The organism is Stenotrophomonas cyclobalanopsidis, assembly GCF_008710035.1.
Taxonomy (GTDB): domain Bacteria; phylum Pseudomonadota; class Gammaproteobacteria; order Xanthomonadales; family Xanthomonadaceae; genus Stenotrophomonas; species Stenotrophomonas cyclobalanopsidis.
This window is the reverse complement of the sequence record NZ_VYKI01000003.1, coordinates 44,343-62,217: the sequence shown is the minus strand read 5'-3', so window position 1 is coordinate 62,217 and position 17,875 is coordinate 44,343. Positions and strand designations below refer to the sequence as shown.

The 17,875-nt window shown below is 68.2% G+C and carries 16 protein-coding genes and 2 tRNA genes; 2 read left to right on the top strand and 16 right to left on the bottom strand.

Annotated elements, in window-relative coordinates; genetic code table 11:
• Positions 1-4: 4 nt before the first annotated feature.
• The 7 genes from pgaA to FJU31_RS03525 form a co-directional block, all read right to left on the bottom strand.
• Entirely contained in the window at positions 5-2,044 is a 2,040-nt protein-coding gene (pgaA, locus tag FJU31_RS03555; protein WP_150453514.1) for a poly-beta-1,6 N-acetyl-D-glucosamine export porin PgaA, read from the bottom strand.
• Between the two features lie 372 nt (positions 2,045-2,416).
• A complete protein-coding gene (locus FJU31_RS03550) occupies positions 2,417-3,622 on the bottom strand; it encodes an MFS transporter (protein WP_150453513.1) in 1,206 nt (401 codons plus the stop codon).
• A 191-nt stretch (positions 3,623-3,813) separates the two neighbouring features.
• Positions 3,814-3,890: transfer RNA gene (locus FJU31_RS03545), tRNA-Pro, on the bottom strand.
• A gap of 141 nt (positions 3,891-4,031) precedes the next feature.
• Positions 4,032-4,108: transfer RNA gene (locus tag FJU31_RS03540), tRNA-Pro, on the bottom strand.
• Between the two features lie 56 nt (positions 4,109-4,164).
• Positions 4,165-4,281 (bottom strand): cytochrome bd-I oxidase subunit CydX, encoded by a 117-nt coding sequence (gene cydX, locus FJU31_RS03535; protein WP_150453512.1) that lies wholly within the window; start codon positions 4,279-4,281, stop codon positions 4,165-4,167.
• A 96-nt stretch (positions 4,282-4,377) separates the two neighbouring features.
• Positions 4,378-5,532 carry a cytochrome d ubiquinol oxidase subunit II gene (cydB, locus tag FJU31_RS03530; RefSeq protein ID WP_150453511.1) on the bottom strand — a complete coding sequence of 385 codons (1,155 nt, stop codon included), beginning with the start codon at positions 5,530-5,532 and terminating at the stop codon, positions 4,378-4,380.
• A gap of 15 nt (positions 5,533-5,547) precedes the next feature.
• Positions 5,548-7,131 carry a cytochrome ubiquinol oxidase subunit I gene (locus tag FJU31_RS03525; protein WP_150453510.1) on the bottom strand — a complete coding sequence of 528 codons (1,584 nt, stop codon included), beginning with the start codon at positions 7,129-7,131 and terminating at the stop codon, positions 5,548-5,550.
• Between the two features lie 223 nt (positions 7,132-7,354).
• Here FJU31_RS03525 and cydD point away from each other — a divergent pair, with 223 nt between their 5' ends.
• Together cydD and cydC are read left to right on the top strand one after the other, a co-directional pair.
• Positions 7,355-9,103 carry a thiol reductant ABC exporter subunit CydD gene (gene cydD / locus FJU31_RS03520; protein WP_150453509.1) on the top strand — a complete coding sequence of 583 codons (1,749 nt, stop codon included), beginning with the start codon at positions 7,355-7,357 and terminating at the stop codon, positions 9,101-9,103.
• A complete protein-coding gene (cydC, locus tag FJU31_RS03515; RefSeq protein ID WP_150453508.1) occupies positions 9,100-10,773 on the top strand; it encodes a thiol reductant ABC exporter subunit CydC in 1,674 nt (557 codons plus the stop codon). Before cydD ends, cydC begins: the two co-directional genes overlap by 4 nt.
• Before the next feature lie 139 nt (positions 10,774-10,912).
• Here cydC and FJU31_RS03510 read toward each other — a convergent pair whose 3' ends face one another.
• From FJU31_RS03510 to ccmC, 9 genes are all read right to left on the bottom strand, one after another.
• Positions 10,913-11,257 (bottom strand): DUF1294 domain-containing protein, encoded by a 345-nt coding sequence (locus FJU31_RS03510; protein WP_150453507.1) that lies wholly within the window; start codon positions 11,255-11,257, stop codon positions 10,913-10,915.
• Positions 11,258-12,370 (bottom strand): homoserine O-acetyltransferase MetX, encoded by a 1,113-nt coding sequence (metX, locus tag FJU31_RS03505; RefSeq protein WP_150453506.1) that lies wholly within the window; start codon positions 12,368-12,370, stop codon positions 11,258-11,260.
• A 115-nt stretch (positions 12,371-12,485) separates the two neighbouring features.
• Positions 12,486-13,478, bottom strand: coding sequence for a tetratricopeptide repeat protein (locus FJU31_RS03500; protein WP_150453505.1), 993 nt, complete (start codon positions 13,476-13,478; stop codon positions 12,486-12,488).
• Complete coding sequence (locus tag FJU31_RS03495; RefSeq protein ID WP_425473617.1) at positions 13,472-13,957, bottom strand: cytochrome c-type biogenesis protein; 486 nt, start codon at positions 13,955-13,957, stop codon at positions 13,472-13,474. The genes FJU31_RS03500 and FJU31_RS03495 overlap by 7 nt, the downstream gene beginning before the upstream one ends.
• Complete coding sequence (locus FJU31_RS03490; protein ID WP_079222496.1) at positions 13,926-14,543, bottom strand: DsbE family thiol:disulfide interchange protein; 618 nt, start codon at positions 14,541-14,543, stop codon at positions 13,926-13,928. Before FJU31_RS03490 ends, FJU31_RS03495 begins: the two co-directional genes overlap by 32 nt.
• A gap of 8 nt (positions 14,544-14,551) precedes the next feature.
• Positions 14,552-16,471, bottom strand: coding sequence for a heme lyase CcmF/NrfE family subunit (locus FJU31_RS03485; RefSeq protein WP_150453503.1), 1,920 nt, complete (start codon positions 16,469-16,471; stop codon positions 14,552-14,554).
• On the bottom strand, positions 16,472-16,933 hold the full coding sequence (ccmE, locus tag FJU31_RS03480; protein WP_150453502.1) for a cytochrome c maturation protein CcmE: 462 nt from the start codon (positions 16,931-16,933) through the stop codon (positions 16,472-16,474).
• Positions 16,930-17,118, bottom strand: coding sequence for a heme exporter protein CcmD (gene ccmD / locus FJU31_RS03475; RefSeq protein ID WP_108758223.1), 189 nt, complete (start codon positions 17,116-17,118; stop codon positions 16,930-16,932). The genes ccmE and ccmD overlap by 4 nt, the downstream gene beginning before the upstream one ends.
• A complete protein-coding gene (gene ccmC / locus FJU31_RS03470; RefSeq protein WP_150453501.1) occupies positions 17,115-17,867 on the bottom strand; it encodes a heme ABC transporter permease CcmC in 753 nt (250 codons plus the stop codon). Before ccmC ends, ccmD begins: the two co-directional genes overlap by 4 nt.
• Positions 17,868-17,875: the final 8 nt, after the last annotated feature.

Here is a 17,875-nt window from a genome sequence, read left to right as displayed (position 1 = left end):
CATCTCACTCTCCCCAGCGCAGCGCGGCATCGAAGCCGATGTGACGTTCACGTTGGCCGTCGTAGACCGGCCGCGACCAGCTCACGCCGTATTCGAAGATCCTGCCCTGGCCGAACTGCCACTCGTGGCGATAGGCCACCGTGGGGATGAGCGAACTGCCGAACCCTTCCTGCCAGTAGTCGCCCAGCGACACCGTCAGGCGGTGCCGGAAGTGGCGCTCGTAGTGGCGCCACAGCTGCTGGTCGATGCGCAGGCCGATTTCCACCGAGCGGTCGCGCGAGGGATTGAAGTAGGGCGCATCGTCGAGCGAGCCGCGGCTGGTGTAGAGGCTGCCAAGGCCGTCGACCACCACGCGCGGGCGGGTCAGCAGGCGCTGTTCGATCGCGGTGTTCAGGGTGTCGCGGCGGTTGCCGTCGTCGTAGCGGAACTGGCTGCCACCCAGGCTCCAGTGCGTGCGCTCGTTGCGGGTGTAGTCAACCGCCACCGCCACGCTGTCGGCGGTGATGCCCGACACGCGCGCCTGCATCGAGGCTTCCGGATCGTTGCGCGCGGCGGTCACGCCAGCGTGCCACTGGTCGTTGAACTGCCAGCCGAAGCCGCCGCGCAGGCCGGTGTCGCCGATGCTGTCGTTGGGGCGCAGCACGGCGGCCTCGGCATCGACGCGGCCGAAGCGGTAGCGTGCACCCGCGCCCATCCACAGCGGGTTGATCTTCTGGTCCTGGAAGGTCACCGAACGACGGTCGGCGAAGGCGAACAGGCGCCAGCGGTCGTCGAGGATGGGTGAGGCTACTTCGGTGCCGTAATGCAGGTCGTCGTTGCCCAGCGGCGAACTGCCGCCGCCGCCGGAACTGCGGCCGCCTTCCATCGTGGCCTGCAGTTGCCAGCCGCGGTGCGCGCGCCAGTCGCGGTCCATGCGCTGCACCGAGGGCTGGTTGGGGTAGCGCTCGAGCAGATCGTCGTGCAGCGGCCGCGCGAGGTCGTCGCGCTGCAGCTGCACATAGGATTCGTACATGCCGATCCGCGGCGAGACATCGCGCGGGTCCAGGGTGTAGGCCATCCGGTGGCGCTCCAGCGCCCGTCGCGGCCAGCCGCGCATCTGGTAGACGCTGCCCAGTGCGGTCTGCAGCCCGCCATTGCCGGGTCCGACCTCGACCATCGCTTCCAGCTCGCGCTGCGCGGTGGATAAATCGCCGCTGTAGGCGCGGATCATCGACAGGTTGAGGTCGGCCTCATAGCGCGCCCAGTTCGCGTAGGGGCTCTTGCCGCCGCCCCAGCGCCATGCCGGTTCGTCCTTCTGCCACGTTTCCAGGTAGCCGATGGCCTTCTCGGCCTGCTCGGTCTCGAGGTAGGCGTAGGCCAGTTCGGAACGCGACTGGAACCGCGAAGGATCGTTCTTCACTGCCGCTTCCAGCAGTGGAATCGCCTCGTCCGGGTGCTGGGTGGCCATCATCGAATCGCCCACTGCCGGCAGCACGTAGTCCGGCAGGGCATGGCCCGCCTGCTGCAGGGCGCGCGCTTCATCGCGCACCTGGGCATGGCGGGACAGGCGGTTGAGCAGGATCAGGCGGTCCATGCGGATGCGCAACGGCGCCTGCGCCAGCGGCGTGCCATCGCGCTGCACGTACCGCTCCATTTCCGCCAGCGAGGCTTCGGCTTCGTCCAGGCGGCTGTCCTCGCTCTGGCCGTAGGCCAGGCTCCAGTTCACCCGCTTGGCGATGTAGTTCGCTTCCAGTCGTGCCTTCTGGTCGGCATCGAACAGGTCGGGCCGCGCCTGGTACAGGCGCCAGGCGCGGTCGGCGTTGCCGATATCACCCAGGGTCAGGACCTGCAGCTTGTACAGCAGCGGATCGTTGGGCTCCTGCAGCTGCGAGCGCTCGATGGCGGCCAGGGCATCGACCCAGCGGGCCTGGTCACGGTAGTGGCCGATTTCAGCCAGCCGGTCAGCGCGGCTGGCGGCGGGTGGCGGCGAAGCGGCATGGGCCCCGAACGCCAGCGCGGCGCAGGCCAGGCCGACGCAGAGCGCCAGCGGACGGTGGACAATCATGAAACCCCCTTAGCATCCTTTCATCAATGTGCTGAAAGTGTGACGCACATCACATGCCAACTGTATCCGACCCCACTCCAAGGCGGCCAGTGCCTGTCGTTACAGCCAAGACGCAATAGTCCCGCCAGACCGGTCAAACGAGTCGCAACTTCCTGAAAAAAAAGCACTTTTTGGCGCTTCCAGCAGCGCCTCGGGCGCCGGGCGGTCGCTGCCGCCCGATGGCCTACGGTCTGGCGCCACCAGGAAAGCCAGCCCCTCCGCGTCATGATTGGACACGCTACGTCAGCAGCTGCCGATGCGATGTGTAGAGTCGAGCTAGCTCGACTGGATTCGGTCGGAGCAGTCGAGCAAGCACGACTCTACCGGCAAGGGTCACCAGAGGTCTTCCAGCTTCCGCGGCTTGCATGCCACCCAGGACGCCCCCAGCATCAGCGCCGCGCAGCCAAACAGGAACCCGAACGGCAGCGTCCAGCCCTCGCTCACCGTATGCAGCCAGCCCACCAGGAACGGCCCCAGGCAGCTGAAGCTGTATCCCACGCCCTGCATGAAGCCGGACAACGCCGCCGACCCGGTCGGGGTGCGCGTGCGCAGGTTGATCAGCGTCAGGGCCAGCGGGAACGTCGACGGGCCTACGCCCAGCAGCGCCGCCCACAGCAGCGGCGCCTTCAGCGGTGCCAGCAGCAGGCCGGTGAAGGCGATGACGAAGGCGAAGAAACCGATCAGCACCAGCGGGAACGGATTCGGCAGGCGCACCGCCAGCGACGGAATGACCAGTGACGGCAGCAGGCCCAGCGCCGAGAACACCGCCACCATCACCCCGCCGAACGCCGGCGTGGCACCGGCCTCGACCACGATGCGCGGCAGCCAGGTGAACATCGAATAGGTCATCAGCGAGGTCATGCCGAACATCAGCGTCATGCTCCAGCCCAGCGACGTGCGCCAGACCCTGCCGTGCGGCTGCGCGGTCGGATCGCTGCCGTCCTGCACCGGCTTCGGCGCGCGGCGGGCCAGCATCAGCCAGGGCAGGGCGGCGGCCAGCGCCAGCAGTGCCCACATGCCCAGCGACACGCGCCAGCCCGCGGCATTGGCCACCGGCACCGCCAGCAGCGCCGGGGTCATCGTGCCCAGCTGCAGCACGCTGATGTACAGCGTGCTCATCGTGCCGACCTTGTTGGCGAAGTAGCGCTTCACCAGCGGCGGCACCACCACGTTGCCGATGCCCATGCCGGCCAGCGCGATCACCGAACCCAGCAGCAGCGTGCCGACGTTGCCGGCGCTGGAGCGCAGCAGCAGGCCGGCCATGGCCAACGTCATCGCCAGCAGGGTGGTGCGCTCCAGGCCCAGGTGCCGGGCCACGGCCGGGGTCGCCACCCCGAACAGCGCGAACGAGGCGGTGGGCAGCATGCCGAGCACGCCGGTCATGGTGGTGCCGAAGCCGAAATGGTGGCCGAGCACGTCCAGCAGCGGAGTGATGGAGGTGACCGCGGTACGCAGGTTGACCGCCGCCAGCAGGATGGCGGCGAACGCCAGCAGGCGGCCGTGCAGCAGCGAGGGTGAGGGCGAAGTCGGGGACGTCATGCGGCGGCTCCTTGCAGGTGGCGCACGCGGCGTCTTGGGCGTGCAGCGCCGGCACCGGGCCAGGCCGGTGCAGGGATGGGGGAAAGTGTGTCCATTGTAAGGGGCGGGGCCGAGCGGGATTGCCGCCGGGCGACAGGCATAAAAAAACCCGGAGGACTGTCGTCTTCCAGGCTTCTTGGTGACCACTGAAGTGGTCGGGGAGACAGGATTCGAACCTGCGACCTCTACGTCCCGAACGTAGCGCTCTACCAGACTGAGCTACACCCCGAAGGGAGCCGCCTATTCTATCCATTCACCCCGATGGCGGCAAGGGGTAAACGGTGTTTCTTCACACTGCCGAAGCAATGGAATCCTTCAGGGAACAAAAAAGCCTGGAAGACTTCACCAGGCTTCAATGCGACCACCGAAGTGGTCGGGGAGACAGGATTCGAACCTGCGACCTCTACGTCCCGAACGTAGCGCTCTACCAGACTGAGCTACACCCCGAAGGAGCCGCCTAAGATACCGTGTGAAGGCCAAGGCGGCAAGGTTTTTTTTACGGCTCAGCGACTGTTTTCTTTCTCGAGGCGGTTCCGCTCGCGCGATTCGAACCACATGCCGTTGAGGATGGCCACGGCGGAGGCCAGGCCGGTGCCGAGGATCCAGGCGAAATACCACATGCTCGTATCTCCTTCATTCGGGGCAGGTGCCGACCATTGCTCGGCACCTGTTGCTCGCGGTGGGCGCCGACCGTTGGTCGGCACGGATGCAATCCATCAATACGCGTTCGGGTTGTCACCCATTTCTTCGACCGTCGTCTTGCCTTTCAGCACGCGGTACACCCAGGTGGTGTAGGCGAGGATGATCGGCAGGAAGATGGCCGTGGCCAGCAGCATGATCCACAGCGTCAGGTGGCTGGACGAGCTGTCCCAGACGGTGAGACTGGAGGTGGGCTGGCTGGAGGACGGCAGCAGGAAGGGGAAGATGGCGAAGCCGACGGTCAGGATGATGCCGGCGATGGAGGCGCCCGAGGCGATGAAGGCCAGGCCGCCGCGGCGTGCACGCAGCAGCACCGCACTGGCCAGCGCACCGAGCAGGCCGAGCACCGGGAACACGATCGTGGCCGGCATGCTGCTGTAGTTGCGCAGCCAGCCACCGGCAGCCGTGCCGATCGCCGCCGTCTTCAGCAGCGGGTTGGTCGGGCCGTCGGTCACCACCTGCGAGGTGATCTGGTAGCCCGGCAGGCCGAAGGCCACCCAGGCGCCGGCGGCGGCGAACAGCAGGAAGCTGATGAACGCGGCGATGCTGCCGTAGCGTGCCGCACGTTCGGCCACCGGTCCGTCGGTCTTGATGACCAGCATGGCTGCACCGTGTGAGACCAGCATGGCCACGCTGACCAGTCCGGCGATGAGCGCGAACGGCGTGAGCAGGCCGAAGAACGAACCGGTGTAGGTCACGCGCAGGGTGTCATCGAAGTGGAACGGCACGCCCAGCAGCACGTTGCCCACCGCCACGCCGGCAATCAGGCCCGGCAGCAGGCCACCGACGAACAGCACGCGGTCCCAGTTGTCGCGCCAGCGCCTGGACGGCATCTTGCTGCGGTACTTGAAGCCGACCGGCCGCAGGATCAGGCCGAACAGCATCGCAAACACCGCCAGGTAGAAGCCGGAGAAGCTGACCGCATACAGCGGCGGCCAGGCGGCGAAGATCGCACCGCCGCCCAGCACCAGCCAGACCTGGTTGCCTTCCCAGACCGGGCCGACGGTGTTGATCACCCGCCGGCGTTCCTCATCGGTTTTCGCAACGAACGGCAGCAGCGTGCCGACGCCAAGATCGAAACCGTCCATCACCGCCCAGCCGATCAGCAGGATGCCGAGCAGCAGCCACCAGATCACGCGGAGCGTGGTGTAATCAAGTGCAATGAATTCCATCTGGGTTCTCCTGCCTCAGGCCTGTGCGGCGGCGGCTGCAGTGGGGGAAACAGGGCGGATGTCGGCCTGCAGCGTCGGCAGGATGTCGTCCGGGCCGGTGCGGACCGCCTTCAGCATCAGCTTGATCTCGATGACCAGCAGCACCGTATAGAGCGAGGTGAACACCGCCAGCGTGGTCAGGATTTCATGCAGGGCCAGGCCCGATGCCGCGTAGAAAGTGGGCAGCACGCCATCCACCGCCCACGGCTGGCGGCCGTACTCGGCCACGAACCAGCCGCACTCGATCGCGATCCACGGGGCCGGCAGGCTCCATACAGCTAGCTTCAGGAACCAGCGCTTGTCCTGGAAGTTGTTGCGGCAGGAGAAATAGAACGCCAGGGCGAAGAAGGCGATCAGGTAGAAGCCCAGGCCCGCCATGATGCGGAACGTCCAGAACAGCGGGGCCACGCGCGGCACAGTATCCATCGCGGCCTTGGAAATTTCTTCCGGCGTGGCGTTGAGGATGTCCTCGCGATAACGCTTCAGCAGCAGGCCATGGCCCAGGTCCTGCCAGTGGCGGTCGAACATCTCGCGCGCCTGCAGATCGGTCTTGTCCTTCTTGATGCGTTCCAGTGCGCCATAGGCGAGCTGGCCACCGCGGATGCGGTGCTCGGCGCGGTCCACCAGTTCCAGGATGCCGGGGATCGGCTGGTTCAACGAACGGGTAGCGATCAGGCCCATCAGATACGGGATCTTGATCGCGTAGTCGTTCTGCTGGGTGGTCTGGTTGGGAATGCCGAAAGCGGTGAAGTCGGCCGGCGCGCGTTCGGTTTCCCACATCGCTTCGATCGCGGCCAGCTTCATCTTCTGGTGCTCGCTGGCGGCGTAACCGCTCTCGTCACCCAGCACCACCACCGACAGCGACGACAGCAGGCCGAACGCCGCAGCCACCGCGAACGAGCGACGGGCCATGTCCTTGTGCTTGTTGCGCAGCAGGTACAGGGCGCTGATCGACATCACGAAGATGGCACCGGTTACGTAGCCAGCGCTGACGGTATGCACGAACTTGGCCTGCGCCACCGGATTGAACAGCACCGCGGCGAAGTCCACCACTTCCATGCGCATCGTGTCGGGATTGAACACCGCACCGGTCGGGTTCTGCATCCAGCCGTTGGCGATCAGGATCCACACCGCCGACAGGTTGGTGCCCAGCGCCATCAGCCAGGTGACGGTGAGATGCTTGACCGGGCTCAGGCGTTTCCAGCCGAAGAAGAACAGGCCGATAAAGGTCGCTTCGAGGAAGAAGGCCATCAGGCCCTCGATGGCCAGCGGCGCACCGAAGATATCGCCCACGTAGTGGCTGTAGTACGACCAGTTCATGCCGAACTGGAATTCCATCACCAGGCCGGTGGCCACGCCGATGGCGAAGTTGATGCCGAACAGCGTGCCCCAGAACAGGGTCATCTGCCGCCAGACCTGTCTGCGGGTCATTACGTACACGCTCTCCATGATGGCCACCAGGAAGGACAGGCCAAGCGTGAGCGGTACGAATAGGAAGTGATACATCGCGGTCAGAGCGAATTGCAGCCGCGACAGTTCTACGACTGTCTGATCAATCATGGCCTGGCTACCTCGTGGATAGTGCCGTTGCGGGTGGCGGGAAGGGTGGTCTACGGGTGAATGATGTGACCGACTACTTCAAACAGCCTTGATCCAGATCAATGTATGAATGGGAACCCAAGGGGATGGTATGCCTTTCCGGTGACCACTGCGACCGACCGCCGCAGGGGCTCGCTGTTGCCTGCGCCTACAATGACGAGCATCCCCGTTGCCTGTGAAGACCTTGAGCGCTGCCGAACCGACCGCCGCCGAGCCCCGTACCGCTGACGAAGAATCGACCCTGCAACGGCGTGCCCGCACAGCGTGGCTGGCCGGCCTGGCCCATGCCGCGCGCGGCCGCCAGCGGCTGGCGGCGCTGTGCATCAGCCTGTCCGGCGCCCTGCTGATCGGCCAGGCCGCCGCGATCGCCTGGCTGGTGCAGACGGTGCTGGTGGAGCGCGCGCCGCTGGCCAGCGGCCTGCCGGTGCTGGCAGCGCTGGCGGTCATCCTGGTGCTGCGCACGCTGCTGGGCAGCGCCACCCAGGCCGCCGCCGGGGACGTCGCCGATGCGGCCCGGCTGGCCCTGCGTGAACGCGTATTCGCGCGCCTGCTCGGCCACGGCCCCTTGTGGCTGCGCCAGCGCCGCACCGGCGAACTGGGCGAGCTGATGCTGCACCACGGCGATGCCATCGAAAGCTATTACAGCGGTTTCCTGCCGGTGCGCACCGAAGTGGTGGTGGTACCGCTGCTGATCCTGGCCGCGGTGGCCTGGGTCGACTGGGTGGTGGCGCTGATCCTGCTGTTCACCGCGCCGCTGGTGCCGTTCTTCATGATGCTGGTGGGCTGGGGCGCCGAGGCCGCCGGTCGCGCGCAGCTGGGTGAACTGGCACGCATGAGCGGCCACTTCGCCGACCGTATCAAGGGGCTGGGCCTGCTGCGCCTGTATGGGCGGGGTGAGGCCGAACTGGCCGGCATCGAAGCCGCTGCCGAAGGGGTGCGCGTGCGCACGATGAAGGTACTGCGCATCGCCTTCCTGTCCTCCACGGTGCTGGAATTCTTCGCCTCGGTGAGCGTGGCCATGGTCGCGCTGTACCTCGGCCTGAGCTACCTGGGGTTGATGTCCCTGCATGCGACGGTGCCGACGCTGGGTGCGGGCCTGTTCTGCCTGCTGTTGGCGCCGGAGTTCTATGCACCGCTGCGACGGCTGGCTGCGCATTACCACGACCGCGCCAATGCACTGGCCGCCGCTGCCGAAGTCGAGCGCCTGCTGCTGTCGCTGCCCGAGGAACCGATGATGGCCGAGGTGCCGCTGGCACCGCTGGCGGTGGAGCCGGCCGAGGCCGCCTTGCCGCCGCTGCAGGCGCAGGGTCTGGTGCTGCGTCCGCTTGGTGCCCCGCACGATGTACTGCAGGGCGTGGACCTGCGGCTGGAGCCCGGGCAGCGGCTTGCGCTTGTCGGCCCCAGTGGTTCGGGCAAGAGCACGCTGCTGGAAGCGCTGGCCGGGTGGCTGCCGCCGCGTGCGGGGCGGGTACAGCTGCGCCCTGGCGTGCAGGTGGCCTATGCCAGCCAGCGTCCCTACCTGTTCCATGGCTCGATTGCCGACAACCTGCGCCTGGCCGACCCCGCGGCCAGCGATGCACGCCTGCGCGCGGTGGCGGAGGCGGCGCAGGTGCTGCAGTTCGCCCAGCGCCTGCCCGATGGGCTGGACACCGTGATCGGTGAGCGCGGCTTCGGCCTGTCCGGCGGCGAAGCCCGGCGCATCGGCCTGGCCCGGCTGCTGCTGCGCGACCCGCAGGTGCTGCTGCTGGACGAGCCCACCGCCTTCCTCGATGCCGATACCGAAGCCGCGTTGCTGCGCAGCCTGGCCGCCTATGCGCGTGGCCGCAGCGTGGTGGTGGCCACCCACAGCCCGGTGGTGATCGCCTGGGCCGACCGTTGCCTGCTGCTGCCCGAAGGGCGCCTGGTCGACCCGGCACAGGCGGTGCGCGCATGAGCCGTTCGACCGATTCGCTGCGTGCGGTGTTCCTGCGCCACCGGCCGCGCCTGCTGCTGACGGTGCTGCTGCTGTGGATCACCATGCTGGCCGGCACCGCGCTGCTGGGCCTGTCCGGTGGTTTCCTCACCGCCGCCGCGTTGGCCGGTGCGGCAGGGCTGGCGCAGGGTTTCAACTTCTTCTCGCCTTCGGCCGGCATCCGCGGGCTGACCATGGCGCGCATCGTGTCGCGCTATTTCGAAAAGCTGGTCGGCCACGATGCCACCCTGCGCATCGCCCGCGACCTGCGCGTGTGGTTCTTCCGGCGCGCGCTGCCGCTGGCACCAGCGCGGCTGGGGGTCACGCGCACCGGCGACCTGCTGGCGCGTCTGCTGGGCGACATCGGTGAGGTCGACGGCCTGCTGGTGCGCGCCATCGGGCCGCTGGTGGCGCTGGGTGCGCTGTCGCTGGTGGCGATGGGCGCGGCGGCGATGATCCTGCCCTCGGCCGCCGTGTTGCTGGCCGTGCTGGCGCTGCTGATCGGCTTCGGCGTGCCGTGGCTGGGCGTGCGTGGGCATGACAATGAAGAAGCCGATCGTGCCGCGCATCGCGCTGCGCTGCGGACGGCTGCATTCGAAGGCTTGGAGGGTGCGGGCGACCTGGCCGCGCTGCATGCCGACGCCGCGTGGCAGCTGAAGGTGCGGGTGGCAGCCAAGCAGCTGGCCTCGCGCGACCGGCGTCGACGCTGGCGGCTGATCGCCGCCTCGACCCTGCACGGCCTGGTGGCCGGGCTGGGTCTGGTGGCGATGCTGGCGCTGGCCCTGCAGGCCGCCGAACAGCAGCGCATTCCCGCGGAAATGGCCGCCGGCCTGGTGTTCCTGACCGTGGCGATGATCGAGTTGTGGGCGGGCATGGGCCTGGCCTGGCAGTCGCTGCAGTCCGGCCGCATCGCCGCGGATCGCCTGCAGTCCATCGTCGAGCAGACGCCGACGGTGGAGGATCCGGCAGCGCCGCAGGCAGTGTCCAGCGCCGCGGCCGTGCAGTGGGAAAACGTGCATTTCCGTTGGCCGGGCGCAGCGCGGCCGGTACTGGCCGGCCTGCAGCTGAGCCTGGCGCCGGGTGAGCGCATCGCCATCCGCGGCGACAGCGGCAGTGGCAAGACCACGCTGTCGAGCCTGCTGCTGCGCCTGTGGGATCCGCAGCAGGGACGAGTGAGTTATGGTGGTCGTGACCTGCGCGACTTCGCCCAGGAAGACTGGCACCGGCAGCTGGCATGGCTGCCGCAGAACGCGCCGGTATTCGCCGGCACGGTGGCCGAGAACCTGCGGCTGGGTGATCCGGACGCCAGCGATGAAGCGCTGTGGGCAGTGCTGCGCCGCGTGCGCCTGGGTGAGTGGGCCGAGCGCAACGGCGGCCTGCAGACCTGGGTGGGCGAGAACGGCGCGACGATGTCGGCCGGCCAGGCAAGGCGGTTGGCCTTGGCGCGCGCGCTGCTTCGCAACGCACCGATCCTGCTGCTGGACGAACCGACCGAAGGCCTGGACGTGGATACCGCGCATGCGCTGCTGCAGGATCTGGCTGGGTTGCTGGAGGGACGCAGCCTGTTGATGATCACCCACGACGACCTGCCGGACGGCGTGGTCGATGCGCAGTACCGGTTGCGTGACGGCGTGTTGGAGCGGGAAACCTGATCGCGGTGGTGCCGGCCATTGGCCGGTCCATCCACGCATGACGTGGATCACCTGTAGCGCCGAGCCCATGCTCGGCTGCCTTTGTGCACGGAGCCGAGCATGGGCTCGGCTCTACAGGTGTCGTGCCCACGGCGGTTGGTTATCGCGAAAACTCGCGCAGCATCACCGCGATCGACGCCACGTTGGCCAGCACGCACAGCCAGAACACCCACTGGAATTCCGCCTTGCGGTGCTTGTGCCGGAACAGCGCCTGGCCCAGCAGCGCGCCCGGCCAGCCACCGGCAAAGGCCAGCAGCTGCAGCGTACGTTCGGGAATGCGCCACTGCCTGCGCTGTGCCGCCCGCTTGTCATGCCCGTACAGCCCGAACGACAGCGCACTGGCGAGCAGGCACCAGCCACCCAGCCACAGCGGCAGCACGCCGCTGACCGTCAGCGCGATGAGCGCGCCGAACGCGGCAAGCGCCAGGTTGCGCCGCCAGGACACTTAGAGCCCGTCGAGAAAGCCGCGCACGGCCGGGCCGAAGCGATCGAAATCGACGAGGAATGCGTCGTGGCCCTGCGGTGAGTCCAGGCCGATGAACTGCGCATCGGCACCGCCGGCACGCAGACCGTCGGCGACCTGTTGCTGCTGCTGCACCGGGAACAGGATGTCGGTGTTGGCGCCGATGGCCAGCGCCTTTTCAATACGGATCTTCGCCAGCCCGGCCAGCACGTCACCGTCGGCATACTCGGCCAGGTCGAACCAGTCCATCGAACGGCTCAGGTACAGGTAGCAGTTCGGATCGAAGAAGCGCACGAAGCGCCGTGCATGCCCTTCGAGGTAGCTTTCCACCTGGAATTCCAGCCCGAACGGATCATCATCGGTCTGGTCCGAATCCAGTCGCACACGTCCGAAGCGGCCATCCCATTCCAGCGCGGAGCGGTAGGTGATCACGCCCAGCTTGCGTGCCATGCGCATGCCCGATTCCGGATAGTCGGTTTCGGTGTAGCGCCCGCCATTCCACTTGGGGTCGAGGCGGATGGCTTCGCGCTGCAGCGAGCGGATGGCGATGGAGAACGGCAATGCCTGCGCGCTGCCGGAAATGTTGATGTGACTGCGGGCGATGCCCGGCTGCAGCATCAGCACTGCCAGCGCCGTCATGCCGCCCATCGAATTGCCGACCACGCAGGCCAGCTGTTCGATGCCCAGCGCATGCACGACCTCGATGGCCGCGCGTGCACCGTCTTCCACCGACAGTTCCGGGAAGTCGAGGCGATAGAGCTCGCCGGTGGCCGGGTTCAGCGAGGCCGGGCCGGTCGAGCCCTTGCAGCTGCCCAGCGAATTGACGCAGACCACGAACCAGCGGTCGGTGTCGATCGGCTTGCCCGCGCCGACCATCGCTTCCCACCAGCCCGGGGCCGGGTTGTCGGCGTTGGCGGCGGCATGTGCGTCCGGCGACAGGCCGGTGACGATCAGGATCGCGTTGCGGCCATCGGCGGCCAGCGTGCCCCAGGTCTCGTAGGCCACGCGTGCTCCGTGCAGGGCGCCACCGCGCTTGAACGGGAACGGCGAGGGCAGGGCATGGAAGCGGGTGCCGGGCGGGATGAATTCGGTCATGCGGGCATTCTAGCGGGGCCGCCTGTGCAGCAGGCGACACGCTGGTTTCCATTGGGGCCGGTATCCACGCATGGCGTGGATCTACTGTAGAGCCGAGCCCATGCTCGGCTGCAGGTCAAGGGAACCGCAGCTCCACCACGCCGTCATGCGGCAATGTCACCCGCACCACCTCGCTCTGCAGGTCGCCTTCGCTGCGGTTGGCGCTGCCACTGCGCGAAATGCGCGCCAGCACCTCCACGTCGGCATGCGCGGACAGCGGCGCAGTCGGCATCGGGCTGTCGCCGTCACCGAGGCCGACCCTCGCCGGGAAACCGGCCAGCGGCAGCCTGCGTGCGGCCACCGGCATCGGCGGGCCGCCGACGGCGCGCGCGAGTACAAAGACCTGGGTGGTCGCCGGCCAGTCGCCGTGCTTCACCGCGTTGGGCAGCTGCACGCGGACCTGCAGCAGGGCGGGCGATTCTACCGCAGGTGCGTCTGCTGCCCGGCCAGCGGCCTCGCGGGCGATGGCGATCTGCGCCTGCAGCGCCTGCGCGGCACCGGGCTCCACGCGCGGCAGCAGGCTGCTCCAGACATCGGCCGCCTCGGCATCGCGGCCGCGTTGGCGCAGGGCGATGCCGAGCAGCCAGCTGGCGCGTTCGGCATCGGGGGCCAGGCGACGGGCCTGCTGCAGCCAGTCCATCGCGGTGTCATCGAACTGTTTGCCGGCATCGGCCTGCGCGCGTGCCTGCGCGGCTTCCACCAGCACGCCGGCATCATCCGGGGCGAGGGCCACGGCGCGGGCGAAGGCCTCGGCCGCTGCAGCGGTGTTGCCCAGCTCACTCTGCGAACGGCCGAGCAGCGCCCAGCCATCGGCACGCTGCGGATCGCGCTCAAGTGCCTGCTGCAGGGCGCTCACGCCATCACGCAGGGTGGCCACCGACGGTGTTGGCTGCATGCGTGCGGCGCGCGGATCGCCCACCAGCACGTACAGGCAGGCGCCGACCACGCCCAGTGCCAGCACGCCCAGCATGAAACCGCGACGGCCCTGCTGGCGCAGCGGCCACAGCACCAGTGCGGCCATCAGCGCAGCCACCAGACCAGCCAACACCGGCAATGCGTTGCTCACCAGCCATCTCCTTCATCGGCGTTGCAGGCCGGTGCCGGCGCCACGTTGCGGCCACGGCGGCGGACGATGCCCAGCACCACCACGCCACCGGCGCCGAGCAGCAGCAGCGGGCCGCCCCACAGCAGCCAGGTACCCGGCTGCAGGGGCGGCTGGTACAGCACGAACTCGCCGTAGCGTGCCACCAGGAACTGCTTGATCTGCGCGTCGTCGTGGCCCTGCTGCATCAGCTGCAGCACCTCGCGGCGCAGGTCCTGGGCGATCTGTGCGTTGGAATCGGCCAGCGACTGGTTCTGGCACTGCACGCAGCGCAGCTGCGCGGCCAGGTCGTGGAATCGGGCTTCTTCAGCCGCGTCGCGGAACGCCAGAGGGCGCGGGTCGTGCAGCGGCTGCTGGGCCAGTGCCGGCAGCGCTGCGGCCATCAGCAGCGCAAGCAGCAGCCCGCGGCCGCGCTTATGGATTGCCGTGCAGGCCGGCATCGGCATTGCCCTGGGCCTTCTCGATCTTCTGCAGCGCCGGGATCAGCTTTTCGTCCACCACCTGCTGGGTCATCGCGCCGCTGTACTTCCAGCGCACGATGCCACTGCCGTCGACCAGGAAGGTTTCCGGCGCGGCGGTCACGCCCCAGTCGATGGCGGTGCGGCCTTCAACATCGCTCAGCACGACCATGAACGGGTTGCCCAGCGTTTCCAGCCAGTGCAGGGCGTCGGTCGGTTCATCCTTCCAGTTGTAGCCGATCACGCGCACGCGCTTGCTTTCGGCGAAGCGGGTCAGCACCGGGTGTTCCTCACGACAGGCCGCGCACCAGCTGCCCCACACGTTCAGCAGGTAGGGCGCGCCGCGCAGCTCTTCGCTGCGCACGGTCATGCTGGGGTCGTGCAGCACCGGCAGGGCGAAGGCCGGTGCCGGTTTGTCGATCAGCGCCGACGGCAGCACGTCGCGCTGCGGGTCGCCCGATTTCATCACTCCGTAGATCATCAGCCCCAGCAGGCCGAAGAAGAACAGCACGCCGATCACGATGGCTACCGGCGGCAGCGGGCGGGAAGGACGCGGGGCGGGGGACTCGGACATGGAAACTCCTACGGACGGCGGAAACGGCGGTCGGCGGCGGTGATGAATCCGCCCAGGGCCATCAGCAGCGCGCCCAGCCAGATCCAGCGCACGAACGGCTTGATGTGGACCCGTACCGCCCATGCATTGTTGCCCAGCGGCTCGCCCAATGCCACGTAGACATCACCGCTCAGGCGTGCATCGATGCCGGCTTCGGTCATCACCTGGCCACCGCTGGCGTACTGGCGTTTTTCCGGGTGCAGCAGGGCGAGCTCGCGGCCGTCGCGGAATACACGCAGATGGCCACGATCAGCGGTGAAGTTGGGCCCTTCGCGATGGTCGACGCCTTCGAAGCGCACTTCATGGCGGCCGACCACCACCTGCTGGCCCGGCGCCAGCGCGACTTCGCGCTGCACGTTCAGCGCTTCCACCAGCAGCGCGCCGGCCAGGAAGACCGCGATGCCGGCGTGGGCGACGATCATGCCGAGCATCTCGGCCGTGAAGCGGCCATTGCCGCGCAGGCGCTGCCAGACGAAGCGCGCGGTACCCAGCCCGACCCAGGCGGCGGCGGCCACGCCGAGACCGGCTTTCCAGCCGTTCTGCGGTGCCTGCCACCAGGCCAGCGCCCCCAGCAGCACGGCCAGCCCCAACCACGGGGCAAGCAGCGCGAATGCACGCGATGGCTGGTCGCGCTGCCACTTCACCAGCGGGCCGAACGGCAGCAGCAGCACCATCGGTGCCATCAGCAGCAGGAACAGGCTGCCGAAGTATGGCGGGCCGACCGAGATCTTGCCCAGCGACAGCGCGTCGGCCAGCAGCGGGTACAGCGTGCCCAGCAGCACCATCGCACAGGCCGTGGCCAGCAGCAGGTTGTTGGCCAGCAGCAGGGTTTCGCGCGAGGTGGCGGTGAAGCCGCGGCGCGGATCACCAGCGTCCACGCTGAGGCCGCTGGCTCGCAGCACGTACAGCAACAGGCTGCCGCCGACCAGCAGCGAGAGGAAGACGAGGATGAACAGGCCGCGCGAGGGATCGGCGGCGAACGAGTGCACGCTGGTCAGAACGCCCGAGCGCACCAGGAAGGTGCCAAGCAGGGACAGCGCGAAGGCGGCGATGGCCAGCAGCAGGGTCCAGCTGCCGAAAGTGCCGCGCTTTTCAGTGACGGCCTGCGAGTGGATCAGCGCGGCGCCGACCAGCCATGGCATGAAGCTGGCATTTTCCACCGGGTCCCAGAACCACCAGCCGCCCCAGCCCAGCTCGTAGTACGCCCACCAGCTGCCCAGCGCGATGCCCAGGGTCAGGAAGCCCCAGGCCACGTTGGTCCACGGCCGCGTCCAGCGCAGCCAGCGCGCATCCACGCGGCCTTCCAGCAGGGCGGCCACGGCGAAGGCGAACGGCACCGCAAAGCCCACGTAGCCCAGGTACAGCATCGGCGGGTGGATGATCAGCCCCGGGTCCTGCAGCAGCGGGTTGAGGTCGCGGCCCTCCAGCGGTGCCGGGTTCAGGCGCAGGAACGGGTTGGAGGTAAAGATGAGGAAGGCGAGGAAGCCGACGCTGACCACGCCCATCACCGCCAGCACGCGCGCCTGCACCGTGGCCGGCAGGTGCCGCGAGAACAACGCTACGGCACCGGTCCACAGTGCCAGCACCAGCGCCCACATCAGCAGCGAGCCTTCGTGCGCGCCCCAGACCGCCGAACAGCGGTAGATCATCGGCAACAGCGAATTGGAGTTCTCGGCCACGTAGCGCACCGAGAAGTCCTGCTGCACGAAGGCGGCGGTCAGCACCGCGAACGCGCCGGCCACCAGCAGCAGCTGGGCGAAGGCGGCCGGGCGGGCCACTGCCATCCACGCCGCATTGCCGCGCTGCGCGCCCACCAGCGGCAGGCCGGCCTGCAGCAACGACGCCAGCAACGCACACAGCAGCAGGATCTGTCCCAGCTCTGGCAGCACTCAGCGCACCTCGGTGGCCGGTACCGGCACGTCGTGCCTGCGATGGGCATCGCCCATCTTGTCGGCCACTTCCTTCGGCACGTACTTCTCATCGTGCTTGGCCAGCACTTCATCGGCCACGAACACGCCGTCCTGCAGGCGCCCGCTGGCGACCACGGCGGTGCCCTCGGCAAACATGTCCGGCAGGATGCGCGAGGTGAGCACGGCCAGCTGGGCGTCGCCGTCGGTGACCTCGAAACGCGCATCGAGCGAACCGACCGGGCGGTTGAACGAGCCCTTCACCACCATGCCGCCAAGACGGAAGCGGGTCTGCGCATCGACGTCGCCACGCAGCACTTCGGACGGGGTGTAGAGGTAGGCGATGTTGCGTTCCAGTGCCATCGCCACCAGTGCGGTGGCCAGGCCGGAGGCGAGCAGGGCCAGCAGCACCCAGGCCAGGCGGCGGCGTTGTACCGGGGTCATCGTTCCAGCTCCGCCGACAGGGTCGGCGCGGCCTGCTGGGCGGTCTGCCGCGCCTGCTGCCGCTGCTGGCGCGACTGCGCCTGGCGGCGGGCGGCGCGCAGGCGCAGCCACGAGCCGATGGCATCGGCCAGCAAAACCAGCACGAACACCGCATAGGCGCCGATCACGAAGGGCAGGTGGGTCATCGCCGGGTCTCCTCCACGCGCTGGCCGACCCAGGCCTTGCCGGCCTCGCGGTCGAGGTTGTCGGCGCGTGCCTTGGCCAGCGCAGAGCCGGCGAACCAGAATTTGGTGCCGATCACCATCCACCACAGCGGCGCGATCATCGCGCTGCTGATGGCCGAGTCACCGAAGACGCTGATCGACTGGCGCTGGTGCAGGCCGCCCCACCAGTCCACCGAATAGCGGATGACCGGCAGCAGGCTCACGCCGACGATCGCCAGCAGGCCGGCCGCGCGCGCGGCGCTGCGGCGGTCCTCAATGGCGTGGTACAGGCCGATGACGCCCAGGTAGAGGAACAGCAGGACCAGTTCGCTGGTCATGCGCGGGTCCCAGTCCCACCAGGTGCCCCAGGTGCCCTTGCCCCAGATGCTGCCGGTGAGCAGGGTGATGAGGGTGAAGCCGGCGCCCATCGGCGCGCAGGCCATCGCCAGGATCTCGCAGATCTTGATGCGCCAGATCAGCGCGATGGCGGCATACAGCGCCATCAGCGCGAACACGAACAGGCTCATCCAGGCACTGGGCACGTGGATGTAGAGGATGCGGAAGCTGTCCAGCTGGCGTGCCTCCGGCGGCACCACCAGCAGCGCCTGCCACAGGCCCACCAGCAGCACTGGCAGCGCGGCGATGTAGAACACACGCGACCAGCGGGCAGCGAAACGATCGAACGTGGGCGGCGAACCGAGTTGATGGAACCAGCGGACGATCGGATTCATGCGTGACG